Annotated in this window: 24 protein-coding genes, 1 pseudogene and 1 riboswitch; of the genes and pseudogenes, 6 read left to right on the top strand and 19 right to left on the bottom strand. The window is 34.5% G+C overall.

The annotated features are described in order from the left end of the window. Positions 1 to 17: 17 nt before the first annotated feature. The 11 genes and pseudogenes from BW731_RS03950 to BW731_RS03900 all read right to left on the bottom strand — a co-directional run bounded on the left by BW731_RS03950 (position 18) and on the right by BW731_RS03900 (position 10490). A complete protein-coding gene (locus BW731_RS03950; protein ID WP_079345916.1) occupies positions 18 to 1019 on the bottom strand; it encodes a ribose-phosphate diphosphokinase in 1002 nt (333 codons plus the stop codon). A gap of 92 nt (positions 1020 to 1111) precedes the next feature. Then, the gene (glmU, locus tag BW731_RS03945) at positions 1112 to 2485 is read right to left on the bottom strand and encodes a bifunctional UDP-N-acetylglucosamine diphosphorylase/glucosamine-1-phosphate N-acetyltransferase GlmU (RefSeq protein WP_079345914.1); all 1374 of its coding nucleotides are present in this window, start codon (positions 2483 to 2485) and stop codon (positions 1112 to 1114) included. Between the two features lie 77 nt (positions 2486 to 2562). Continuing rightward, positions 2563 to 3405 (bottom strand): pur operon repressor, encoded by an 843-nt coding sequence (purR, locus tag BW731_RS03940; RefSeq protein ID WP_079345912.1) that lies wholly within the window; start codon positions 3403 to 3405, stop codon positions 2563 to 2565. A 114-nt stretch (positions 3406 to 3519) separates the two neighbouring features. Further along, entirely contained in the window at positions 3520 to 4344 is an 825-nt protein-coding gene (locus tag BW731_RS03935) for a metal ABC transporter permease (RefSeq protein WP_079345910.1), read from the bottom strand. Beyond that, entirely contained in the window at positions 4317 to 4997 is a 681-nt protein-coding gene (locus BW731_RS03930; protein ID WP_079345908.1) for a metal ABC transporter ATP-binding protein, read from the bottom strand. Before BW731_RS03930 ends, BW731_RS03935 begins: the two co-directional genes overlap by 28 nt. A 132-nt stretch (positions 4998 to 5129) precedes the next feature. Beyond that, complete coding sequence (gene ispE / locus BW731_RS03925; protein WP_079345906.1) at positions 5130 to 5987, bottom strand: 4-(cytidine 5'-diphospho)-2-C-methyl-D-erythritol kinase; 858 nt, start codon at positions 5985 to 5987, stop codon at positions 5130 to 5132. A 132-nt stretch (positions 5988 to 6119) separates the two neighbouring features. Further along, complete coding sequence (locus tag BW731_RS03920) at positions 6120 to 7190, bottom strand: ABC transporter substrate-binding protein (protein WP_079345904.1); 1071 nt, start codon at positions 7188 to 7190, stop codon at positions 6120 to 6122. Between the two features lies 1 nt (position 7191). Then, positions 7192 to 8024 (bottom strand): annotated as a pseudogene (locus tag BW731_RS03915) (ABC transporter permease). Next, complete coding sequence (locus BW731_RS03910; protein WP_079345902.1) at positions 8021 to 8833, bottom strand: ABC transporter permease; 813 nt, start codon at positions 8831 to 8833, stop codon at positions 8021 to 8023. Before BW731_RS03910 ends, BW731_RS03915 begins: the two are co-directional and overlap by 4 nt. A 13-nt stretch (positions 8834 to 8846) precedes the next feature. Next, positions 8847 to 9932, bottom strand: coding sequence for an ABC transporter ATP-binding protein (locus tag BW731_RS03905; protein ID WP_079345900.1), 1086 nt, complete (start codon positions 9930 to 9932; stop codon positions 8847 to 8849). 15 nt (positions 9933 to 9947) lie between these two features. After that, positions 9948 to 10490, bottom strand: coding sequence for a helix-turn-helix domain-containing protein (locus BW731_RS03900; RefSeq protein ID WP_079348546.1), 543 nt, complete (start codon positions 10488 to 10490; stop codon positions 9948 to 9950). 198 nt (positions 10491 to 10688) lie between these two features. On the opposite strand from BW731_RS03900, the gene BW731_RS03895 reads away from it, so the two are divergent. Then, the gene (locus BW731_RS03895) at positions 10689 to 11687 is read left to right on the top strand and encodes a YhdH/YhfP family quinone oxidoreductase (RefSeq protein WP_233120430.1); all 999 of its coding nucleotides are present in this window, start codon (positions 10689 to 10691) and stop codon (positions 11685 to 11687) included. A gap of 42 nt (positions 11688 to 11729) precedes the next feature. On the opposite strand, the gene BW731_RS03890 is transcribed toward BW731_RS03895, so the two are convergent. Both BW731_RS03890 and BW731_RS03885 read right to left on the bottom strand, forming a co-directional pair. Then, positions 11730 to 13172 carry a M20 family metallopeptidase gene (locus BW731_RS03890; protein WP_079345898.1) on the bottom strand — a complete coding sequence of 481 codons (1443 nt, stop codon included), beginning with the start codon at positions 13170 to 13172 and terminating at the stop codon, positions 11730 to 11732. A gap of 27 nt (positions 13173 to 13199) precedes the next feature. Continuing rightward, complete coding sequence (locus tag BW731_RS03885) at positions 13200 to 14486, bottom strand: anaerobic C4-dicarboxylate transporter family protein (protein ID WP_079345896.1); 1287 nt, start codon at positions 14484 to 14486, stop codon at positions 13200 to 13202. 237 nt (positions 14487 to 14723) lie between these two features. Next, a riboswitch (Fluoride riboswitch) is annotated at positions 14724 to 14801 on the top strand. A gap of 46 nt (positions 14802 to 14847) precedes the next feature. Here BW731_RS03885 and BW731_RS03880 point away from each other — a divergent pair. Next, complete coding sequence (locus tag BW731_RS03880) at positions 14848 to 16050, top strand: chloride channel protein (protein ID WP_079345894.1); 1203 nt, start codon at positions 14848 to 14850, stop codon at positions 16048 to 16050. A 29-nt stretch (positions 16051 to 16079) separates the two neighbouring features. Here BW731_RS03880 and murB read toward each other — a convergent pair whose 3' ends face one another. Continuing rightward, on the bottom strand, positions 16080 to 16979 hold the full coding sequence (murB, locus tag BW731_RS03875; RefSeq protein ID WP_079345892.1) for a UDP-N-acetylmuramate dehydrogenase: 900 nt from the start codon (positions 16977 to 16979) through the stop codon (positions 16080 to 16082). Between the two features lie 169 nt (positions 16980 to 17148). Here murB and BW731_RS03870 point away from each other — a divergent pair, with 169 nt between their 5' ends. Together BW731_RS03870 and BW731_RS03865 are read left to right on the top strand one after the other, a co-directional pair. Further along, positions 17149 to 17907: an exodeoxyribonuclease III gene (locus tag BW731_RS03870; RefSeq protein WP_079345890.1), complete on the top strand. Its 759-nt coding sequence runs from the start codon at positions 17149 to 17151 to the stop codon at positions 17905 to 17907. A 12-nt stretch (positions 17908 to 17919) separates the two neighbouring features. Then, positions 17920 to 18732, top strand: a complete 813-nt coding sequence (locus tag BW731_RS03865; RefSeq protein ID WP_079345888.1) for a flagellar basal body-associated FliL family protein — start codon at positions 17920 to 17922, stop codon at positions 18730 to 18732. 37 nt (positions 18733 to 18769) lie between these two features. On the opposite strand, the gene BW731_RS03860 is transcribed toward BW731_RS03865, so the two are convergent. From BW731_RS03860 to BW731_RS03845, 4 genes are all read right to left on the bottom strand, one after another. Next, on the bottom strand, positions 18770 to 19291 hold the full coding sequence (locus tag BW731_RS03860; protein WP_079345886.1) for a GNAT family N-acetyltransferase: 522 nt from the start codon (positions 19289 to 19291) through the stop codon (positions 18770 to 18772). Beyond that, a complete protein-coding gene (gene tsaE / locus BW731_RS03855) occupies positions 19284 to 19745 on the bottom strand; it encodes a tRNA (adenosine(37)-N6)-threonylcarbamoyltransferase complex ATPase subunit type 1 TsaE (protein ID WP_079345884.1) in 462 nt (153 codons plus the stop codon). The genes BW731_RS03860 and tsaE overlap by 8 nt, the downstream gene beginning before the upstream one ends. A gap of 103 nt (positions 19746 to 19848) precedes the next feature. Then, positions 19849 to 20832: a phosphate acetyltransferase gene (gene pta, locus BW731_RS03850; protein WP_079345882.1), complete on the bottom strand. Its 984-nt coding sequence runs from the start codon at positions 20830 to 20832 to the stop codon at positions 19849 to 19851. A 171-nt stretch (positions 20833 to 21003) separates the two neighbouring features. Next, on the bottom strand, positions 21004 to 21678 hold the full coding sequence (locus tag BW731_RS03845) for a uracil-DNA glycosylase (protein ID WP_079345880.1): 675 nt from the start codon (positions 21676 to 21678) through the stop codon (positions 21004 to 21006). Between the two features lie 103 nt (positions 21679 to 21781). Here BW731_RS03845 and BW731_RS03840 point away from each other — a divergent pair, with 103 nt between their 5' ends. Both BW731_RS03840 and BW731_RS03835 read left to right on the top strand, forming a co-directional pair. Further along, a complete protein-coding gene (locus tag BW731_RS03840) occupies positions 21782 to 22651 on the top strand; it encodes a Cof-type HAD-IIB family hydrolase (RefSeq protein ID WP_079345878.1) in 870 nt (289 codons plus the stop codon). A gap of 33 nt (positions 22652 to 22684) precedes the next feature. After that, entirely contained in the window at positions 22685 to 23251 is a 567-nt protein-coding gene (locus tag BW731_RS03835) for an LURP-one-related/scramblase family protein (RefSeq protein WP_079345877.1), read from the top strand. Between the two features lie 26 nt (positions 23252 to 23277). Here BW731_RS03835 and asnA read toward each other — a convergent pair whose 3' ends face one another. Then, on the bottom strand, positions 23278 to 24285 hold the full coding sequence (asnA, locus tag BW731_RS03830) for an aspartate--ammonia ligase (protein WP_079345875.1): 1008 nt from the start codon (positions 24283 to 24285) through the stop codon (positions 23278 to 23280). Positions 24286 to 24371 lie beyond the last annotated feature (86 nt).

Below are 24371 nucleotides of genomic sequence, written 5' to 3'. Positions count from 1 at the left end.
ATTTTCTTCCTTTTAGTTTATTCTAGAGACTTTTGGGTCAGCCTCTTTTTATTTACGTTTTTTTCAAATAATGGACTAACTGGCTTGTTCTCATGGATACGTTTGATTGCATCTCCCATTAATTCTCCAACACTAACTGTTTCGATTTTATCAGATTTTTTCTCTTCTGGTAAAAGGATAGAGTCTGTGATGATTAATTTTTCAATTGATGAGTTGTTGATTCGATCAATTGCAGGTCCTGATAAAACAGGGTGAGTACAACATGCAACGACTTCTGTTGCGCCTTTTTCTTTCAAGGCTTCAGCAGCAAGAGTAATTGTTCCAGCTGTATCAATCATGTCATCGATAATGACACATTTTTTACCTTTTACTTCACCGATAATATTCATTACTTCGGCAACATTAGCTTTTGGACGACGTTTGTCGATAATCGCGATTGGAGATTTTAGATTTTCAGCTAATTTACGAGCACGTGTTACGCCACCATGATCAGGTGAAACCACCACTACATCATCGCCTTCATAACCATGATCGATAAAGTAGTTTGCTAGTAAAGGAGCAGCCATTAAATGATCCACTGGAATATCAAAAAATCCTTGAATTTGTGCAGCGTGTAAGTCTAGTGTTAATAAACGAGTTGCTCCAGCAGTTTCTAACATATCAGCAACAAGTTTTGATGTAATCGGCTCACGAGAACGAGCTTTTCTATCTTGTCTTGCATAGCCATAATATGGCATCACAATGTTAATAGTTTGTGCACTTGCACGTTTTAGAGCATCAATCATAATCAGTAATTCCATTAAATGGTCGTTTACAGGGTTACTTGTAGATTGGATTAAGTATACGTGACTACCACGAATACTTTGCTCGATATTGATTTGAATTTCACCATCACTAAACTTTCTTACTTCAGACTTACCAAGTTCCACACCAACTGCATCAGCAATTTTTTGTGCTAAAGGCTTGTTTGAATTTAACGAAAAGATTTTTAACTTTGGATCAAAGTAATGATTAGACATGAGAACCTCCACTTTCTTCTTTTTAACTGAGTATACACTTACATACAAATATTAGACATATTCTACTAATAAATCAAGTGTTTGCAGTGAAATTATTTATTATAGGGTAAATTTTTAGCATAATCTTCTAGATTTTCCTGACGAGCACGAGCAATACCTAAGTCATTTTCACTGATATTTTTAGTGATAGTAGAACCAGCTGCAGTCATACTGTTGTTTTCAACAGTTAATGGGGCAACTAAAATAGTTCCGCTACCGATAAATACATGATCGCCAACAGTTATATGGTGTTTGTTTTTGCCATCATAATTAGCGAATACTGTACCGCATCCGATATTAATGTCTTTACCAAGAGTTGCGTCTCCAACATAAGTTAAGTGACCAACCTTTGATCCATCATCAATGGAAGCATTTTTAATCTCGACAAAATTGCCTATATGGACGTTTTCGTTAATCACAGTATTAGGTCGTAGGTGAGCATAAGGTCCAACATCAGAATGATTTCCAACGACTGCTTGTTGTAACGTAGAGGATTTAATTTCAACACCATCGCCAATTTTACTATCAGTAATAGTAGAATTTGAACGGATGATACAATTATTACCAATCGTTGTGTTGCCTTTAATCATCACACCAGGTTCAATCACAGTATCAGCCCCAATAACGACATCTGATTCAATATATGTGTTGTCTGGGTCGATAAATGATACACCTTGACGCATATGTTTTTCATTGATACGTTGCTTCATTAATTGATTTGCTTTAGCCAATGCAACACGGTCATTAACTCCCATTGATTCTTCTTCAGAGTCCATGATATACGCTGTGACAACTTCACCTTGTTGTTTTAAAATACTGATCACATCTGGCAAGTAATATTCACCTTGTGCGTTATCATTTCCAACTTTTTCTAATGCTTCAAATAAAAATTGATTATCAAAACAATATGTTCCAGTATTAAATTCTGTTACGGCAAGTTCTGCTTCTGAAGCATCTTTTTGTTCAACGATCTTTTCGACTAAGTTTTCATCATTTCGAATGATACGACCGTACCCTGTAGCATCTTCAGCAACAGCTGATAGAATAGTTGCTTTGGCATTTAATTGTTCATGATGGTTGACTAATTTAGTTAGTGTTTCTTTAGTTAGTAGGGGAGTATCTCCACAGATAACCAATGTTGTACCATCTTTGTCTTTTAATAAATCAGACGTTGCTAAAACAGCATGCCCAGTCCCTAATTGTTCTGTTTGTAGAGCATATTTTGAGCGCCCACCTAATTGTTCTTGTACTTTTTCAGCACCATACCCAACAACCGTTACAATTTCAGTTGTGTTTAAAGGTTCAATTTGTTCTAGAACATGTTCAACCATAGGCTTTCCAGCGACTGGATGCAGTACTTTATATAGAGAAGACTTCATACGAGAGCCTTTTCCAGCTGCTAAAATGATAGCAAATCTATTTTTCACGATATTGACACTCCTTAAGTGTATTTTTAAACACTTCATTTTAACAAAAAAAGGACTTGATATTCAAGTCCTTAAATTTATTCATCTATGGCGTCTGCACCCATAACAGAAAAATAGTTACCAGGAACAACCGTTATATTTTTAGTTTTTGTATCGACTTCTTTAACGCAAATAAGTGACGTGTAGTCCTCAACCATACGACGACCACTGAACGTTGATTCGGCAAATACAGTGATACCAACAAGCTCGGCTTCGAATTCCTCGATTAAGGCTTTCATTCCATTAACCGTTCCGCCACCTTTCATGAAATCATCTACGACTAACACTCTAGACCCACGTTTTAAGCTACGTTTTGATAACTCCATTTTTTCAATTCGCTCAGACGAACCTGATACATAATTGACACTTACAGTAGAGCCTTCAGTGATTTTAGAATCACGACGCACGATAACAAATGGAACATTTAGGTAATATGATACCGCTTGAGCGATTGGTACACCTTTTGTTGCGACCGTCATAACAGCATCGATATTTTTATTAGCATACTGCGTTGCAATGATTTGTCCAATTTGTTTAAGTAGTTGCGGTTCTCCAAGTAAATCAGATAGATAAACGTACCCACCAGGAAGTAATCGATCTTGTTCAGATAAGCGTTCACATAATGAATCAATCATTTCTTTTGATTCACTAAATGGAATAGATGGTGTAAAAATAACACCACCAGCAGCTCCAGCCACTGTTTCAAGAACACCAAAACCGCGCTCTTTAAATGTTTTTTTGATAATTGTTAAATCTTCACTGATTGAAGATTTTGCTGATTCATATTTTTTTACAAAATAAGTCAGAGGAGTTAATGTATGGGGGTGATTTAAGATATAAGCAGTCATATCAATTAATCGTTCACTTCGTTTTATTTTCATTAAGATACTCCTTTTAAAGTTAAATTTAAGTAATATAGACTATTATAGTATGTAAATTTAAAAAAGCAAAGTATTTTTGAAAATAAATAAAAAATGTTCGTGAAAACGAACAGATTATTTGGAAACCTGTCTGTTTTTTTTACGAACATTAGTTAGTAAATTGATTAGAATAAACATCACAATGAAGATTAACGTGATGGTTGCGCCTGGTGGTGTATCTAATTGATACGATGTAACAAGACCAGAAGTCATGCCAATAAATCCAACTACGATACTACTTAAAATCACAGTCGAAAAAGTTTTCCCAATCTTCATCGAGATAGTGGCTGGTAAAATCATAATCGCTGACACAAGTAATGCTCCAGCAATAGGAATCATCACAGTGATAGCGACTCCAGTAATAACATTAAATAGCATAGATAGTACATGAATTGGCAGTCCGTCAACATGTGCTGTGTCCTCGTCAAAAGTTAATACATACATTGGTTTTCTCAATACTAAAAATAAACTAACTATAATAACTAGTAAGACAGCTAGTATTTTAACTTGTTGCCAATTGATTGTTACGATAGAGCCAAATAAATACTGTTGAATATTCATTGAATTTTTCCCTTTAGTTAAATTCATTAAAACTAAAGCAACAGCTAATCCACCTGACATTAAAATCGCAGTAGATACTTCTGAATAAGACTTGTAAAGATTTTTAATGTATTCTAAAACAAAGGCAGAAGCAATCACGACAATTAATGTGGTGATCGTTGGGTTAACATTAATGAAAAAACCAAGTGCAATCCCTGCAAGAGAAACATGTGATAAGGTATCTGCTAAAAGTGATTGTCTACGTAATACTAAAAACACACCAAGAGATGGGGCGATTACAGCCATCATGGAAGCCGCAATTAGTGCTCGTCTCATGAACTCATATGAAAACATCTCCATTCGGTCTCCTCCTTTCTAACAAGGTGGATATGTCGATCCATATACTCTTTTATTTCTTCATGATCGTGTGTCACCATTAAAATTGCTTTATTGTGTTCTTTGACACTGTGTTGTAGTAATTTATAAAAGTCATTACGAGAGGATTCATCCATCCCTGTTGTGGGTTCATCAAGTACAAATAAATCCGGATCAGTCGCAAATACGCGTGCTAAACAGACGCGTTGCTTTTGTCCGCCTGATAAATCCCCAATGCGTTTCTTTCTCATATCCCACATGCCAACAGAGTTAAGAGCTTTTTCGACATGTCGATGATCAACATCATCTAAACGTTTAAACCATTTTCCACGTTGAAATCTGCCCGATTGAACGAACTCTAATACAGTACTTGGAAATCCCGCATTAAATGAGGCGATTTGTTGTGGAATATAACCAATTGTTAATTTTTGTCCATCTATATTGGTAGGGGAAATATAAACTTCTCCTTCATCAGGTTTTAGTAACCCTAGTGTATTTCTTATTAATGTTGATTTTGCCGCACCATTTTCACCAGTTAGTATGACAAATTCACCTGGACTGACTGTATAAGAAACGTCTTCCAACACAGGTTCATCATCATAATAAAAAGTGAGGTGTTTGACGTCAATATAATTCATAGTAACCTCCTTTAATCGTAAACGTTACGTTTTAAAATCAAAAGAATCATAACATTTGTGTCAAAATAAAGCAAGAATAGTTGATCGGTTGTCAATAACAAAACAGATAAAAAGCAGATTAGTTTCTACTTCTTATCTGTTTAATGTCCTAACTAAATACACTTCATCACAAAATCCTTTTAAAGCATTTGCCACATGAACAGCTCGTGAACGTTTTTTACAAAGCGCAAGAACAGTAGGACCGCTGCCACTCATGACGGCTGCATCTGCTCCGAATTCTAACATTTTATCTTTAACATATTTAACAATAGGAAAAACTTCCATCGTATACGATTCTAGAGAATTCCCCAAATGTTGAATCATTTCTTGGTAATCTTGGTTTTCAATTGCATGATATATAGCTTTTATATTTGGATGCGAAAGTGAGTCAACTTGTATTTTTGAAAACACGCGAGGAGTGGATACGCTGATTTTGGGTTTGACTAGAACAATCCAACACTGTGGCATTGGGTGAGATAGTGGTTTAACCTGGTCACCAACACCAGTAACAAGAGCTGTTTGCCCATATAAACAATACGGGATATCTGTACCGATTGGAACGGATAATTCAGCCATTTCTTCCAATGTCGCACCAAGGTTAAACAAGCGATTGACCCCTCTAAATGCTGCAGCAGCGTCACTACTGCCACCACCTAAACCAGCCGCAACGGGTAAGTTTTTCTTTAAATTTACTTCAACACCTTGAGTAAACCCATATGTTTTTTTCATGATATCAATTGCTTGATAAATATTATTTTTACGGTCTACTGGTAGGAAGCCATTGTCAGTTTTGATAATGATGTCATCAGTTGGAATAGCTTTTAAAATCAAGCGGTCGGATAAATCGACACTTGCCATAATCATTTCAAGCTCATGATAACCATCATCTCGTTTAAAAAGGACATCAAGTCCCAAATTTATTTTCGCCGGGGCTTTTTCGATGATTTCCATTGACTACCTCCAATTCTTCAAAATATTCTATTTGTTTGATTATACATGAAAAAAGAGCGAATATAAAACAATTTAAGTACTGACTTTAGAGATTTTATTGAATAAATAAAAAGATAGAAAAAAATCCTATCTTTAACGATACATTTTAAATTTTAAGAATAAATCATTATATAGCTCTAAATACGTTTGACCTAAATCATCATACACTTCTAAATGCTCGATAATTTTGTCACTTGGGTAAAACTGTGGGTCATTCGTAATTTCTTTAGGTAATATTTCTAACGCTTTTTTATTTGGCGTAGAGTAGCCAATGTATTCAGCATTTTGAGCAGCGACATCAGGTTTTAACATGAAGTTAATAAAATCATACGCGCCATCAATATTTTTTGCTGTTTTTGGAATTACAAAATTATCAAACCAAAGATTAGATCCTTCTTCTGGAATCACATAATGCAAGTGCTCATTTTCTTCTAGCATACTAGCAGCTTCACCAGAAAATGTGACCGCAGCAGCACTTTCACCATTTATCATGTACATTTTGATTTCATCAGCTACAATCGCTTTGACGTTGGAACTTAGTCCATCTAATTTTTTTGAAGCATTCTCTAATTGTTTATCATTTTTACTATTTAATGAATGCCCGTCACTATTTAGTGCCAAGCCAATAACTTCTCTGGCTCCGTCAATTAACATCAAATTATTCTTTAAAGAAGGATCCCACAAATCATCCCAATGTTTGATTTGGCCTTCCTTAATAAATTCATCATTGTAGATAATACCCAAGGTTCCCCAAAAATAAGGAATGGAGAATTTATTGTTTGGGTCAAATGGAATATTTAGAAAACGACTATCTATGTTTTCTAGTCCTTTGATTTTAGAATGATCAAGTGGAATGAGCATATCTTGTTTTACCATTTTTTGAATCATGTATTCACTTGGAATGGTTAAATCATAAGCTGTTCCACCTTGTTTGATTTTAGTCATCATGCTTTCGTTTGAGTCAAAGGTTTCGTAAATGACTTTATAATTGTATTCTTTTTCAAATCGTTTGATTAGCGAAGGGTCAATGTAGTCCCCCCAATTATAGATGGTTAACACACGACCACCAGAAGCACCACTTGTTTTTTCTAAGTTAAAAGAAGTGAAGGCTAATAGGATGATAATAAGAATAATACCTGAAAAAAGAGCATTGAGTTTTTTCATCTTATTTCCCTCCTATTTTTTGTGTTTTTTTCTTTTTGTATTTTGGTTTATTGTCTTTACTAATAAAGTAATACCCAGTCACTAATAAAATAGAAAACAGAAATAGAAGGGCACTTAAGGCATTGATTTCTAAACTAATCCCTTGTCTAGCACGAGAATAAATTTCAACAGATAAAGTACTAAAACCATTCCCTGTTACGAAAAATGTCACAGCAAAATCATCTAATGAATAGGTAAATGCCATAAAATATCCGGCAATAATTCCTGGTGTTAAATAAGGTAAGATAATTTGTCTTAGTACCTGCCAGTTGTTTGCTCCTAAATCTCGTGCAGCATCAATGAGTGATGGATTCATTTCTTGCATTTTTGGCAAGACCATTAAAACGACAATTGGGATACTAAAAGCAATATGAGAGAGTAGTACAGACATAAAACCTAATGAAACCCAAACCAAGTCCCAAGAAAAGTAAATAGAATTAAAAAGCTTGCTCCAATAATAACATCAGGAGACACCATTAAAATATTGTTTAAACTTAGTAACGTATTTCGCACGCCACGTTGTTTGGTGTAGTGAATCCCCATTGCACCAAACGTTCCGATAATAGTAGCAATTAAAGCAGATAGAAAAGCCAGTAAGAACGTGTCTACCACAATACCAATTAACCTGGTGTCTTCAAAGACAGCTTGGTAATGTTCCAACGTAAATCCGGTAAATGAGGTCATCGTTCCACCGGCGTTGAATGAATAATAAATTAGATAAAATATAGGTGCGTACAGAATAATGAAAACTAAAATCAAATAGAGATGGCTCCAATTAAATTTACGGTTGCTCATTTTTTCTTCGCTCCTTTCTTTTTCTTCTCACCAGTTAACATCATAATGATAAACATCGCAATGATTAGAACGACACCAATAGTTGAGCCCATACCCCAGTTTTGTGTGACAAGGAAATGTTGTTCGATGGCCGTTCCAAGTGTTATCACACGATTTCCCCCAATTAAGCGAGTCAGCATAAATAGACTAAGTGATGGGATGAATACGGCTTGTACGCCACTTTTTACGCCATTTAAAGATAGTGGGAAGATGACACGTCTAAATGTTTCAAAATTACTTGCTCCCAAATCACGACTGGCAAATATAAGAGATGGGTTAATTTCTTCTAAGGCATTAAAAATAGGTAAAATCATAAATGGAATTTCAATATAGGTCGCAACGGTTAAAAAACTAAAATTTGTAAAAAGAAGTTGTTGAGTCCCAATACCAACAGTATCTAAAAAGTTATTAATTCCACCATGGATACTAAAAATCCCAATAAACGCATAAGCTTTTAACAACAAGTTAATCCAAGTAGGCAAGATAATTAACATGAGCCACAGTTGTTTGTGTTTTAATTTTGTTAAAAAATAAGCTGTTGGATAACTAATCACTAGTGTAAATAGGGTAATAAGTAGAGCGTAGAATAATGAGTTAAAGGTCATACTCAAGTAAGTTCCACTTGTTAAATATTGTTGATAATTACTCAATGTAAACTGTCCATTAATATCAAAAAATGATTGGTAGATAATTAAAATAACAGGTGCGATAACAAATAGAGCTATCCATAAAAAATATGGAATCGTGTAAAAACGTTTTGATTGTGTCACTTATCAACCCTCCTTAGTCGTCATAACTTTCTAATCTGGCATCAAAATCTTCTTCTGATTCATTAAAACGCATGACATGAATGTCTTCTGGTTCAAAGAATAAACCAACTGCTTGTCCTTCAAGTGGCTTCTTAGTTGAATGCACCACCCATTCATTTCCTTCAGAATCAATACAGAAAATTTCATAATGAACTCCTCTAAATAAAAGAGTGTCCACTGTAGCTTTTAATTTTCCTTTTTCAACTGGAACAAGTGAAATATCTTCTGGACGCATGACAATATCAACTGGCTCATTTTCTCTCATCCCGCCATCGACACATTCAAATTGTTTGCCTACGATTTCAACTAAATTGTCTTCAATCATAATACCTTTTACAATATTACTTTCACCAATAAAGTCAGCGACAAATCGGTTGATTGGTTCATCATAAATATCAGAAGGAGAGCCGCTTTGCTCGATTTTTCCATCATGCATAACAAAAATTTCATCACTCATAGCTAATGCTTCTTCTTGATCATGAGTAACAAAAATAAACGTAATCCCTAAACGTTTTTGTAATTCACGTAACTCTGATTGCATGGCAGTTCGAAGTTTTAAATCAAGAGCGGATAACGGCTCATCTAATAATAGAATCTCAGGTTCATTTACAAGGGCACGAGCAATTGCGACACGTTGTCTTTGTCCACCTGACATCTCACTGATTTGTCTTTCTTCTAAACCAGATAACTGAACTAAACGTAGAGCTTCACGTACTTTTACATCAATTTGTTCTTTAGGTAATTTTTTGATTTTTAACCCAAATGCCACATTTTCATAAACATCCATATGAGGAAAAAGAGCATAATCTTGGAATACAGTATTTACTTTACGTTTATTTGCGGGAACTTTATTAATCACTTTTCCATCAAATAAAATTTCTCCAGATGTTGGTTCGCTAAAACCAGCAATCAAACGTAAAATCGTTGTTTTACCACATCCTGATGGACCTAATAAGGTATAAAATTTTCCTTGTTCGATTTCAAAACTCACTTTTTTTAATACAGTGGTGTCGTCGTATTCTTTCACGACATCTTTAAATTCAATAATTGTGTGACTCATTTTCTCCCACCTTTACTATAAATAAGAATTTGTTGCAACAATGAGGAGTTTGCTAACTCCATCGTGAGCATTAGATATTTGGTGCTGGTTGAGTGCTTGGTAATAAATACTTTCACCTTTTGAAGCAATATAGGTATCTTCACCTATGGTAACATAGATTTTTCCTTGTAACACATAACCAAATGTTTCGGATTGTGATGGTTCAAATTCTTTGTATTCACCTTTTTTTTCTAGAGTTAATAATATAGGTTCCATTTCATTTTCATTAGAGTCAGAAACTAACCAATTTATTTCATACCCTTTATCTTCATCAAGATGTATGGTTTGATCTTCTTTAGGATAGACGACTTGTTGTTTTTGATTTTTTTCATCAAAAAATTGTTTTGGAGACACACCTAATACTTCTAAAATGGAGAAAAATGTCTCTAGGGAAGGGGAGCTTAAATCCCGTTCTAATTGAGAAATGTATCCTTTAGTGAGATCTGTTCGTTCTCCTAATTCTTCTTGTGTTAAATTTTTTTGTATTCGTAAGTTTTTGATTTTTTTCCCGATAAGTATGGTCAACACCTCCAGTCTAATAGTTTATATATACTAAACTTCAAATGACAGATGTTTATTAATATTAAACTTTTAGTTTACTTTCTGATGGTAGTATACAAGATGATTTTCAACAAATCAATTCATTTTTTTGATATCACATTTTGTTGTTTTTTTATGATAAACTAAGTGTATCAAAGAGATGAGGAGACGATGTAAATGATGGATAAAACATTCAAAGCACTTATTGTTAGTGAAAAAGATGATAGCATTATCTCAAGTATAGAAGATTGGTCAGTTGACAGATTATCAGAAGGGGACACACTTGTTGAAGTTGAGTATTCAGCGATAAATTATAAAGATGCCTTAGCAACGATAAAAAATGGGGGAGTTATTCGTTCATATCCTATGATTCCTGGTATCGATTTTTCAGGAACTATTATAGAAACAACTCACGAAGGATTATTTGTTGGCGATAGAGTAGTTGTAACTGGTCAAGGGACAGGTGTAAGTCACACAGGAGGTTTTAGTGAAATAGCACGTATTCCAGGTGAATGGATTCAAGTTGTGCCACAAGATTTAGATTTAAAAGTAGCTGCGTTTGTTGGGACAGCTGGAATAACAGCCGCTCAAGCGATTCATCGTCTAGAATCTGTTGGTTTAGGTGAAAACAAAGAAGCCAGTATTTTAATAACCGGAGCAACAGGTGGAGTTGGAAGTATGGCGATTAATTTATTAAAAGCTAAAGGCTTCAACAACATCACCGCGTTAACACGCAAAAAATCGACGGATTATTTGGATTCTTTAGGCGTACAACATATTATTAGTACCGAAGAAATGCTTGAAAATACTCGCCCATTACAAAAACAATCATTTGATTATGTCATTGATACGATTGGTGGGGCAACACTAGAAGCAATACTACCTAAAATTTCATACGGTGGTGGGATTTCTCTATGTGGAAATGCAAGTGGTATTAAATTTAGCACGACAGTTTTACCGTTTATCTTACGCGGTGTAACCATGTTTGGAATTGATTCAGTTCAATTATCAACAGAAGAAAAATCTGTGTTATGGGATACAATTAAAGAAACTATCACAAAAGAGATGATTGACGCGACTATAGCTAATGAAATCTCGTTAGAGGATATTGTTCCAGTGACGAAACAATTATTAGAAGGAACACATTCTGGAAGAACGATTGTCAAAATTAAATAATAAAAAAGGTGGAGCAAAATTAACTGCTTCACCTTTATTTTGTTAGAAAGCTAAACTATTTGGTTTTACGTCTGCTGGAATTGGATTCACATAAGGCGTTACATCTGTTATATTTTTTAGCTCAGCCTTCGCTTGCTCAATATATTCAGGTTCTTCAAGCACTTTAACAGCTGTTGCTGCCATGATTTTGGCTGCTTGAATCATTCCTTTTTTGGCAATACCACTTTTTCCATTTGTAACCCATTGCCATGTATGCATGGCGGTATTTTGAACTTCTGTTGCAACGATACATTGAACAGTTGGGACAATCCAACTGACATCTCCCACATCAGATGAACCAGGAAGGGTAACGTTAGTTAAGACTTCATTGAATGGGTAAACATAGTCAGCTAATACTTTACCCACATTTTCTTTTAAGACTTTTTGTTCAACAGGTGTAGCAGGTGGAACCATTCTAAATTGTTTTTCTTCTTCAGTTAATGTGTCATGAATTGCTTTAGCAAATACTTGATCTTCCTCATCAAATTCCGGTCCACCATAATGCATCATCACATCTCCCATAATGCGAGAATACACAACGTTTGGAATATAGTTTGAACAAGCTTTGTCAAAATGTACGGTTACTTCTGTTTCAGTCATAAGAGCCGCACCTTCTGCAATTTTACATAAACGATCATAAATTTCTTTCGCCTGGCTTCCTTTAGGTGCGCGAATTAAATATAAAAGTTTCGCATGATCTTGGACAACACTAGGAGCTACACCACCAGCATCCATATACGCATAGTGATATCTTGCTTCTGGTGTCACATGTTCACGAAGATAATTTCCACCGACATTCATTAACTCACAAGCATCAAGTGCACTACGTCCCATGTCTGGAGCATTTGCAGCATGAGCTGATTTTCCTTTAAACTCAAAAGCTGCTTGGATATTAGCTAGTGTTTTTACACCCCAAATGGCATTATCTGTTCCTGGATGCCAACAAATCGCCATATCTAATCCATTAAAAGCACCAGCTCTTGCCATAAATGTTTTTCCAGATCCACCTTCTTCAGCTGGACAACCAAAATATTTAATTTGTGCAGGGATATTGTGCTCTGTAATATAATCTTTGGTCGCAATCGCTGCAGCAAGTGAAGCTGTACCAAGTAAATTATGTCCACAGCCATGTCCATTTGTGTTTTCTGTATCGGGATTTGCTTCTTTTTGTGTCGAGCCTGCTTTTTGAGACATGCTAGGTAGTGCATCATATTCCCCTAAAAATCCAATAACAGGACCTTCATTTCCAAAACTTGCAACAAATGCTGTGTCAATCTCTCCAATATTTGTTTCTACACTAAATCCTTCTTCTTTTAATACATTAATCAACACGTCTGCTGATTCTTTTTCATGGAATTTTGTTTCGGCAATATCCCAAATTTTATCACTTGTTTGGAAATAGGTATGTTGTTTTTGATTAATTAATTTTTCGATTTGTTTATACATATGTTATATCCTCCTAATATTCAATGATTACATAAATAGTGTGATACCATAAGATAGAGCAATAGAAAGTGCTGTTATAATTATTCCTGGTATGATGAAACTAAAGACCTTAGTCCGCCCAGTTCTATCTAATTCAACTGCAAGTAACAACGTCGGTTGTGCTGGAATAACAAAGTTAACATTTAGACACTGAACAATAATAATAAGTAACATTGGTGATATACCTAGTGTTAGTGCCAACGGGAAAATAATTGCAGCGACGGCCGTTTGAGCCCCGATAATCATGGCAACAAACGAACAGATAAAGATGATAACCCAAGGATAGTCAGCTAGTATCTGCCCAACACTCGATACTAAAACAGCTTGATTTTTTGGGGCACTAAAAATAGTTGAACCAACCCATCCAAGACCTAAAACAATTAAGGATGCTCCTAGGGCATTAGCAGTAGCTGGGGCATGTAAGATATCTTTAGACTTCACTCTAAAGAGCATGATATTAATTGCGGCAGACAAATACATAAACATCTGAACTAAGTCAGCAGTTGCAATTCTAACAGGATCACCATCCACATTATACTCTGGTAATAGGCTCGGAAACAAACCTAAAACAATAATGGATAACACACAAAGTAAGAAGACTATAGTTGATTTTTTAGCGGCAGGAGCTAAGTCAGTTTCTTCTTCTTCTATAATCATATCTTCTAAGATTGACTCATCAAAAGGTAATTTTTTATTAGCCAAGCTTAATAATATACTTAAAATGATAATAGATAATAACGTTGCAGGCAAGGCAATTGTTAGATAAGTTGCTAAAGAAATACCATACGCTGCTAATAAGGTTACAACATATGCTGTTGAAGATGACGCCGGGCTACACAGTAGAGCCATATTAGAAGCTAATACAGAAGAAATTAAAGCACCTTTTGGATTAACTTTTGATTTAAGAGCAGTTTCAGAGATGATTGGCTCTAATGATAAGGCAATCATTGCTGTCCCCATACCAAAAACGAATAGAAAACAAACAAGTGGCGCGACAATTGTAATCGCTTTCGGAAACTTTTGAATAATTTTTGTTGCAACGCGTATCATATAATCCATCCCACCTGAAGCTTGTAGAGCACCACTTGCTATACCGATAGACATAATGATTAAAACAGCCGTAACAGGTGGTGATGATGGCGGCAATTTAAAAATGAATAGCATGATAAACAAGGCGACAATGGCTGATACCCCAGAACCTAGTGCGCCTCCTTTCATAAGCCCGTAAATAATCGTTCCAACCATGATAATAATTTCAATTAGTAATAATGACATTCAATTCCTCCTAACAATAGAATAATGTGGTAAAAATGAATAATTCTTCAAACCTCCTAAAAAAATACTTAATTAGGATACATGTGAATGTTATCAGTTGTATGTGTGTTTTTTATTTATTTTATATGAATTTTATATGATTTTTTAAACATTAAAATTAAATTAGTGTTATACTTTAAACGGTAAGATAGATAATAGTCTGTTGATATTTTTCAAAAAAATGAGTAAAATGAAAATAACTTAAACGGGAATGATGTTCTCCCATAGTTAAATTTTAACTAAAACTGCTAAATAGCTAATGACGTCTACATGCTTTATTTAAGTATGTAGATTTTTTGTGTGAAAAAGAAGGGTGAATAAGATGGGAAAAATAAAAGAACAAGCACAATGGATTGTGTTTGGATTGATAATTGGGATTTGTGTGGGTGTGTTAGAAGTTATTTTTGGTAAAGTATTACTCTTTGTGACAGGAGTAAGACAAACTTACTTTATGTGGCTTATTTTTTTCTTACCATTTGTTGGGATATTTATTGAATGGCTTTATCAAACATATGGCAAGGAAAGTAAAAAAGGGATGACCCTTCTTTTTGAGGTAGGGCAAGACACGCGAGAAGTGATTCCTTTAAGGTTGATACCAATCGTGACGTTAAGTACATGGCTCACGCATTTATTTGGTGGAAGTGCTGGACGAGAAGGTGTTGCTATCCAAATTGGGGGAACGTTTACTAATTGGTTTACTGAAAAAATTTGGAATAGATTTTTACCCAACTATGGAAAAAAACAGCAGATAGTATTAGTAACAGGTATGGCAGCTGGGTTTGCCGGATTATTTCATACACCTATTGCAGCAACATTTTTTGCAATGGAAATATTAGTAGTCGGAACTTTATCAATAGAGTCTCTTTTATCAGCAAGTATTGCAGCAGTGACATCCAGTTACGTGTCACAGTTATTAGGGTTAACAGCATTTTCATCTACTATTTCAGTCGTGCCTAAACTAACAGTCGGATTGGTTGGACTATTATGTTTATTTGGTATTGTATTTGGTTTAGTAGGACGTATGTTTTCTATTGGACTAAAAAAAGTGAAACAATGGGTTCAAGCGATTTCTTTATCACAGTATAAAAAAGTATTTTTATTATCAATTGTTTTAATGTTAGGTTTGATTATAGCTGGAAAGGGACGATATTCAGGTCTTGGAAGTAATTTAGTGGAAGCAGCATTTAATCAAGGAACAGTTTATTCGTATGATTTTATACTAAAACTTATTTTTACGATTTTTACATTAGCAATAGGATTTCAAGGTGGGGAAGTGACACCACTATTTTCTATAGGAGCAACTTGTGGTGTGTTACTAGCGAATCTCTTTGGCTTGCCAATTGAATTTGTCGCATCACTTGGATTTGTATCGGTATTTTCAAGTGCAACCAATACTATTATTGGGCCACTTTTTATTGCAGGTGAAATATTTGGGTTTGAGTTAATTCCATACGCATTTTTTGCTATTGTACTGGCTTATTTGGTAAATGGTAATGATTCAATTTATTCAAAACAAAAAGTATGACGTTTGCTAAAAAGCAACGTCATACTTTTTTATTTTCTTCCAATAATTCGCACTTCAGGTTCAAGAGACACACCAAATTTTTCTAAAATAACATCTTGAATATATTTGATTAGGGTAACATAGTCAGTTGCTGTTGCATGATCGATATTAACGATAAAACCAGCATGTTTCTCAGAAATTTGAGCCCCACCAATCATATGACCTTGTAAGCCAGCATCTTGGATTAATTTACCAGTAAAATGCCCTTCAGGACGTTTAAACACACTACCACAAGACGGATATTCAAGTGGTTGTTTTGATTCACGAAGATGTGTTAATTCGTCCATTTTTTCTTTTATAGACACTTCATCACCTTTTTCTAGATGGAAGGTAACGGATAAAACAATTCCTTTTAAGGATTGTAAAACACTATGTCGATAAGAAAAATCCATGTCATCTTTGTAGAATGTTTTAATCGAACCATCCTCAAAAATAATATCAGCCGAATAAAAGACGTCAGATAACTCGCCACCATAAGCCCCTGCATTCATGTAAGCTGCGCCACCAATACTTCCAGGTATACCACAAGCAAATTCAAGACCTGTCAAACTGTGTTTCAATGCATCATAAGAGACATCGATTAATTTCGCACCAGACTCAGCAGTAATCGATGTGTCATCGACAGAAACATGATTCATTTCGGTTAACATAATGACGACATCTTTAATGCCACCATCACGAACGATTAAGTTACTCGCATTTCCAAGACAAATCCATTCGATATTTTCTTGTTTACAATAGTCAATCAATTGTTTGACGTCATGTTTTGTTTTTGGGAAAGCTAAAAAATCAGCCGGGCCACCTGTTTTTGTATAGGTATAATTTGAAAGTGGTTCGTTTGTTAGTATAGTTATGTTTGGAAAATGTTGAACAATAGTTTTAGTTGTCACAATAATACCCTCTCTTAATTCAAATAATCATCGTGTTACTATTTTAACATAAATTTGGTTAAATAGTTGGTGAGTCTATAAAGTGCATGTATGATTAATCAGATTAAAGGCACAATATCACGAGATTTTATGATAAAATATATAGAGAGAGAAAAATAGGAGGAACGACATGAAGTTGATTTCGTGGAATGTGAATGGATTACGAGCTGTTGTGAAAAAAAATTTTTACGATGATATAAAAAAAATAGATGCAGACATCATCTCACTGCAAGAAACCAAATTACAAGAAGGCCAAATAGAGATGGATTTACCAGATTATTATCAGTATTGGAATTACGCTGAAAAAAAAGGATATTCTGGTGTTGCAGTTTTTACAAAAATTGAACCACTTTCTGTTAAAAAAGGAATGGATGTTGAAGAGTTTGATACGGAAGGACGATTACTCACGCTAGAGTATGATACATTTTATTTGGTTAACTGTTATACGCCAAATGCTCAAGCTGAGTTAAAGCGAATCGACTTTAGATTAGCATGGGAAAAGCAATTTAGAGAGTATCTGGCTAACCTAAATGAAGATAAACCAGTTATTTTATGTGGAGATTTAAACGTAGCACATCAGAATATTGATTTGAAAAATTGGAAGAGTAACCGTAATAATCCAGGTTTTTCTGACCAAGAAAGAGAAGCATTCTCTCGATTATTAGATAGTGGGTTTATTGATACGTATCGTTACTTTTATCCAGATAAAGAAGGGGCATATAGTTGGTGGAGCTATCGTTTTAATGCAAGAAAAAATAATGCTGGATGGCGTATTGATTACTTCTGTGTTGCTAAAGCACTAGCTGAAAAATTGAAAGATGCCACTATTCTATCAGACGTCTACGGAAGTGATCATTGTCCAGTAGAATTATTGATAGATGTAAGATAAGGGGGGAATATGTTGGGTAAATGGAAAAAAATTATCGTTTTAGGCTTTGTCATGGTTGGATTAGCTAGCTTTTCTGGTGTAGTCCATGCAGCGGATGATAAATTACTATACGATTTGACTTACGATAAGGATAGGAATGTTTTAACTGGAAAGACCACACCAAATGCTAATATCTTTTTAACAAATTTGGCAGGCTCAATTGTTGCCAACGATAAAGGTGAGTTTGAGGTACCAATACCTAAAGGAACAAAAGAAGCTATGGTAGGTATGTTAGATGCAGAAGGTGATAAGTCAACAGATGTTCGTTATAATTTTGAAGATGGTAAAGTCATTGAAACAGAAGAAACGAAAGCGTCGGAAAAAGATGCCACAAACGATTCAAAAGAAAAAACAGATAATAGTCAAAAAAATTCTAGTGAAGAAAATAAAGTTAATGAACAATCAAGTGCTCAAAGTGAAGACACGTCAAATGATGGTGAAGAAAATACCTCAAGTGATGATGTTAATAAAACAGATTCATCGAAAGCAAAAGCGACTGAAACGAAAAAATCAACACCAATTTGGGTATGGATTGTTTCTGTCGTAGCAGTTATCGCTGCTAGTGGAGCTGGATATTATTTCTGGACAAATAAACAAAAAGCTAAAAAAGGCAAAGGTAAACAAAAAGATAATACAGCGAAGTCTAAAGGAAAAACAAACGGAAAAAGAAAATCAAGTGGAAGTAGTTCAAAAGAACGTTCTAAAGGAAAGACTTCTGCAAAATCAGGAAGTAAGAAACAAAAAGATCAAACAAAACGTAAGAAAAAGAAATCATCTAAAAAATAAAAAAATCAACGACTGTGTGTTTAAGTCGTTGATTTTTTTATGGTAATAAGTAACTCATCATCGCAACATCAATTAATTCATTATTTTCAGATAAAAAAGCCTGGCGTTTGATTCCTTCTAAAACAAATCCAACTTGTTCATAGACACTCATGGCTCGAGTATTTCTAGTTTGAACGTTTATTTCAATTCGTTTTATTATTTGATTCTCAAGACATAATTCGATCATTTCTTGAATCATCGCAGTTCCTAAACCTAGACCCCAAAATTCTTTTTTGATGGTAATACCAAGTTCTCCTACGTGTTTAAAACACTTTTCTTCTTCGCTGACAATCGTTGCTATACCAATAATGTCTTTATGATTAAAAGCGAGTAAAATAAATTGATTTGGCTGATTAAAAATATAATCTATCTCATGTTCCATTGCATCAACTGACATATTTAATGCATGTGGGCTCACAACCAAATACGGGGTCTCCGTATTAAGAAAACGAATCGCTTGTATTAAATTGGCGGCATCACTTGGGATAGCTTGTCTTAATGTAATATCTATCTCAGTCATAGGCAGCCATCATGTCAGTTATTTGATTGAATCTCTCTTTAGCACCACGATGTTCCACGGTAATAAATCGTGTGTCTTCAGGTGTTTTATGTAGAAAAATTTCAATAAAGTCATTATCCAGAGAATCTTTAATAATGTCTCCCCACTCGATTAAGCAAACGCCATCCCCATCAAAATATTCTTCTAGACCAAGATCATCAGCATCCCCTTCCATCCGATAAACATCCATGTGATAGAGAGGAAGACGCCCTGTATCATACTCACGAATTAAAGTATAGGTTGGGCTTTTAATCATTTGTTTAATGCCAAGTCCTTTAGCAAATCCTTTAGAAAAAGTTGTTTTACCAGCTCCTAATTCACCAGTTAAGATGAATATATCTCCTGGTTTAGCTAGAGAGGCAAGTTGCTCACCAAATCGCTGTGTTTGGTCATCGTTGTTTAAATAAACGGTCATAAACGTACTCCTTTAACAGTTGTTTAGTCATAGTATATCATTTAGAAAAAAATAAAAAAGCACGCAAATCATAAAAGATTTACGTACCTTTAGTGGATAGCATTTATTTACTCATGATTGCTTGTCCAGCAGTAATGATAGATAATTTGTAAACATCTTCTTCATTACATCCACGAGACAAGTCAGAGATAGGTTTATTTAAACCTTGTAAGATAGGTCCAATGGCTTGGAACCCACCTAAACGTTGAGCAATTTTGTAGCCAATGTTTCCTGATTGGATTTCAGGGAAGATAAAGACGTTTGCTTGACCAGCAACATCTGACTCAGGTGCTTTTTGTTTTGCAACAGAAGGAACGTATGATGCATCGAACTGTAACTCACCATCAATCGCCATTTCTGGAGCTAGTTCTTTTGCGATACGTGTCGCTTCGGCAACTTTTGTTACTTCTTCCGATTTAGCAGATCCTTTTGTTGAGAAGCTTAATAAAGCAACTTTAGGATCAATATCAAATAATTGAGCAGTTTTAGCACTTTCAACAGCGATTTCTGCTAATGCTTGAGCATCAGGATTAATATTAATAGCACAATCAGAGAAAATATATTTTTCTGAATCACGGTTACCTAACATTAAGAATGCCCCACTTGTACGACTTACACCAGGTTTTGTTTTAACAATCTGTAATGCAGGACGAATTGTATCACCTGTTGAGTGGATAGCGCCACTTACAAGTCCATCAGCTAAATCCATATAAACTAACATAGTACCAAAGTAGTTTTCATCTTTTAAAATAGTACGAGCTTGGTCATCAGTTGCTTTTCCTTTACGACGTTCAATGAAAGCGGCAACCATTTCGTCAAATTTCTCGTAGGTTTCTGGATCAATAATTTCTAAGTTATCAACGCTTAGTCCACGTGAAGCAGCTAACTCTTTAATAGCATCTGGGTTTCCAATTAAAACTGGTTCAATTAAGTTGTCTGATTTTAAACGGACAGCCGCACCTAAAACGCGTTCATCTGTCGGTTCAGGGAATACCATGCGTATATTTTTGTTAATAATTTTATGTTTAAGTTGGTCAAATAATTCCACGAAAACATCCTCCAATTTTCTTATACTTTTTTCACCTATTCATCATATCATGTTTTTGAACAAAAAGAACAGTATTTTGTTCTGTTTTTTATAAAAAAGTTAGACTTTACATAATTATCTTACGTTTTTTTGTATATAAACAAAACAGTTTTTATGTTTAATTAATACAGATTAAGATAACGACCAATCAATTGGTGTTTGTCCTGTTTTTTCAAGTGATAAATTTATATTAGAAAATGGTTTCGAACCAAAAAAACCACGATAAGCTGATAGAGGACTGGGATGAGGTGCTTCAATAATAATATGTTTCTCTTGATCAATAAGCTTCCTTTTTTGTTGAGCTGGTTTTCCCCATAAAACAAAAATGATAGGATTTTTTTTATTGTTTAGTGATTTAATTATATCGTTTGTGAAGTTTTCCCATCCTTTGTTTTTATGTGAATGAGCGTTTGATTTTTCGACAGTTAGGACAGTATTTAGTAGTAAAACCCCTTGTTTTGCCCAAGGAGTTAAATCACCTGTATTTGGCATGTTTATTTGACAATCATCAGCAAGCTCTTTAAAAATGTTAACTAATGACGGTGGAAGTTTGGTGCCAGGTAAAACAGAAAAGCTTAGTCCGTGAGCTTGATTGTCGCCATGATAAGGGTCTTGTCCTAAAATAACGACTTTTGTGTCGTTAAAAGATGTGTGGTTTAACGCACTGAATATTTCTTCTTTTTTGGGGAAAATTGTTTTATTGTTGTATTCATCTTCTAAAAAGCTTTCTAAATTTTTTACATAATCTTGATTAAATTCCTCTTGTAAAATATCTTTCCAATCTGTTGTAATGAAATTTTTTAACATTATCGTCACCTCTTTTTTAGTTTATCATAATTTTTTTATTATAAATGTATCTTTCAAAAAAAAATGGTACACTAATAATAATAAAAGAACTAGGAGGAACATTATGATTAAATTGATAGCATCTGATATGGATGGCACGCTTTTATCATCCCATCTAGATATTTCTGAGTTAAATAAACAAGCGATTAAAACGGCAGCCGAAAACGGTGTCGAGTTTATGGTAGCAACAGGACGAGGCTATTCTGAGGCACGTCCAGTATTAAATGAAGCCGGTATTCACTGTGGCATGATTACAGGAAACGGGGCGCAGATATTTGATGAATTTGATAATGTTCTGCACACAGTTAGCATAGATAAAGAGATTGTCAAACAATCAATGGATATTTTAGAAGAAGATAATTTGTATTATGAATTAATGACCACAGAAGGTGTTTATTCAAATAATGAGGCACAACGAATTGAAAAATTCGCCATTTTATTATCTGAAAATATTCCTCATCTAACTTTTAAGATGGCTGTTGCTATGGCATCAACACAATTAAAAATGTTACCAGTTAAATACACTAAAGATTACCACATTTTAGTTGATGATCCAGCAGTTGAAATTTTAAAGGTCATTGCGTTTCATGAAGAAGGAACTAAGGCCTTTGAGTCAAGCTTAGAAAAATTACATCAATTAAAAGATATCCATGTAACGTCTTCAGGTGCCAATAATTTAGAGATTAACCATGCTAATGCAACAAAAGGTCATGCCGTGAAATTTATTGCTGAAAAACGTGGTATTTCACTGGATGAGGTCTTTACAATTGGTGATAACTTTAATGATTTACCAATGTTAGAAGTTGCTGGCGTGAGTTTCGCCATGGGGAATGCTGAAGATAAAGTAAAAGAAGTGGCTAAATATCAAACAGATACAAATGTTGACGATGGTGTAGGAAAAGCTATTCTACGTGCGATTGAAGAAAATCTTTAAATAAAAGATTTTAATTAAAGGAAGTTGATAACGATGGAAACATATTACATCAATGAACATGTGCTGTCAGCCAATGTTCGGACAGTGATAAAAAATGCTCAAGATAAACCAATGTATATTTTAGTAGGTCGTTGGGGTGTAAAAGGTGATGTGTTATCTGTATATAATATGAACGGGGAAGTATTAGCAACAGTGAAACAAATGACTTATGCTTTTCCTTCACACTTTGATTTGTATGATAGACATGAAAAAATTGGATCATTAGGACGGTTGATCTCGTTTAATCGTGATATTTATTTAGTGAAACAATTAAACTGGCTCGTTTTGGCTAACGTAAATAAACAGTCGTATCGTATCTACTCTCTTAAAGAGCGATTGATGCTCATGGAAAAGCATACCGTTTATCAAGGTGATTACTATAAGTTATCAATTAAAAATGAAACATTAGCACCAGTCTGTATCTGTATAGGAGCAGTGATGGACTATTGGGCAAAGAATAATGAAAAGAATTGGCAAAAGGTGAATTCTTTTTTAAGTCCCAAAGCTTCCTATCAGTCAATAGAATTAATGAGAGAAAAAATAAAGAGTACTTCAAGATAATTTTCTTGAAGTGCTCTTTTCTACTATTATAGTAAGTTTATTTTTCCACGACATGCATCAAGTGTTTCTTCATCCCATAAAGAGACTTGTACTTCACCGATATGTACTTTTTCAAGTAGTAACATACATAAACGACTTTGACCAATCCCACCACCGATTGTTAAAGGTAACTCATTTGCTAAAACTTGTTGATGATAGGGATATTTCAATCGGTCAGTGGCGTTGGCTTTTTCTAGCTGTTCTTTTAACGATGTTTCATCCACACGAATCCCCATACTAGATATTTCCACAGCTGTTTGTAGTGGCTCATGCCAAAATAACAAGTCCCCATTTAATTGCCAGTCATCATAGTCAGGTGATCTGCCATCATGAGGTTTTCCACTTAATAATTTATCTCCAATTTGCATAATGAATGTTGTTGGGTGCTCTTTTACATAAGCTTGTTCACGTTCTTTATCATTGAAATCAGGATATAAGTTCTCTAACTCTTGTGTCGTGATAAATGAGACATTGCTATCAAGTTCGATAGATAGAGAAGGGTATTTAGTATGCAAGCGACTAGAAGTCTCGATGATTGCATTGACAATTTGTTGAACGGTTTGTTTTAAGTAATCTAGATTACGTTGTTCTCTTGAAATAACCCGTTCCCAATCCCATTGATCCACATAGATAGAATGTAGGTTATCTAATTCTTCATCACGGCGGATGGCATTCATATCAGTATAAATACCATTTCCTATATGAAAATCATATTGTTTTAACGCTGTACGCTTCCATTTGGCTAATGAATGAACAACTTCAGCAGGTGTTTCTAGAGCAGGAACATCAAACTGAACAGGACGTTCAACTCCATTTAAATTATCATTTAACCCAGATGATGCATCTACAAATAATGGAGCAGATACTCTTTTTAGTTTTAAACTTCCTGTTAAAGCTTCTTCAAACCAATGTTTGGTTAATCCAATCGCTTTTTGTGTGTCATAAACAGACAGTGAAGACTGGTACTCTTTTGGTACAATCGTTTTTTCTTCCATACAAGTCACTTCCTAATAAATTATTTCTCACTATTTTATCATATTTTTTTAATAAATGGAAAAATAAATTTATTTTCTATTTAAAC

Source organism: Vagococcus martis (assembly GCF_002026305.1).
GTDB lineage: Bacteria > Bacillota > Bacilli > Lactobacillales > Vagococcaceae > Vagococcus > Vagococcus martis.
The sequence above is the reverse complement of the archived record's forward strand: the minus strand, read 5'-3'. Positions and strand labels throughout refer to the sequence as shown.

Coding starts and splice junctions, on each gene's coding strand:
- BW731_RS03950 (WP_079345916.1), bottom strand. CDS start 1,019: ATGTCTAATCATTACTTTGATCCAAAGTTAAAAATCTTTTCGTTAAAT.
- purR (WP_079345912.1), bottom strand. CDS start 3,405: ATGAAAATAAAACGAAGTGAACGATTAATTGATATGACTGCTTATATC.
- BW731_RS03935 (WP_079345910.1), bottom strand. CDS start 4,344: ATGGAGATGTTTTCATATGAGTTCATGAGACGAGCACTAATTGCGGCT.
- BW731_RS03930 (WP_079345908.1), bottom strand. CDS start 4,997: ATGAATTATATTGACGTCAAACACCTCACTTTTTATTATGATGATGAA.
- ispE (WP_079345906.1), bottom strand. CDS start 5,987: ATGGAAATCATCGAAAAAGCCCCGGCGAAAATAAATTTGGGACTTGAT.
- BW731_RS03920 (WP_079345904.1), bottom strand. CDS start 7,190: ATGAAAAAACTCAATGCTCTTTTTTCAGGTATTATTCTTATTATCATC.
- BW731_RS03905 (WP_079345900.1), bottom strand. CDS start 9,932: ATGAGTCACACAATTATTGAATTTAAAGATGTCGTGAAAGAATACGAC.
- BW731_RS03895 (WP_233120430.1), top strand. CDS start 10,689: ATGATGGATAAAACATTCAAAGCACTTATTGTTAGTGAAAAAGATGAT.
- BW731_RS03890 (WP_079345898.1), bottom strand. CDS start 13,172: ATGTATAAACAAATCGAAAAATTAATTAATCAAAAACAACATACCTAT.
- BW731_RS03885 (WP_079345896.1), bottom strand. CDS start 14,486: ATGTCATTATTACTAATTGAAATTATTATCATGGTTGGAACGATTATT.
- BW731_RS03880 (WP_079345894.1), top strand. CDS start 14,848: ATGGGAAAAATAAAAGAACAAGCACAATGGATTGTGTTTGGATTGATA.
- BW731_RS03870 (WP_079345890.1), top strand. CDS start 17,149: ATGAAGTTGATTTCGTGGAATGTGAATGGATTACGAGCTGTTGTGAAA.
- BW731_RS03860 (WP_079345886.1), bottom strand. CDS start 19,291: ATGACTGAGATAGATATTACATTAAGACAAGCTATCCCAAGTGATGCC.
- tsaE (WP_079345884.1), bottom strand. CDS start 19,745: ATGACCGTTTATTTAAACAACGATGACCAAACACAGCGATTTGGTGAG.
- BW731_RS03845 (WP_079345880.1), bottom strand. CDS start 21,678: ATGTTAAAAAATTTCATTACAACAGATTGGAAAGATATTTTACAAGAG.
- BW731_RS03840 (WP_079345878.1), top strand. CDS start 21,782: ATGATTAAATTGATAGCATCTGATATGGATGGCACGCTTTTATCATCC.
- BW731_RS03835 (WP_079345877.1), top strand. CDS start 22,685: ATGGAAACATATTACATCAATGAACATGTGCTGTCAGCCAATGTTCGG.
- asnA (WP_079345875.1), bottom strand. CDS start 24,285: ATGGAAGAAAAAACGATTGTACCAAAAGAGTACCAGTCTTCACTGTCT.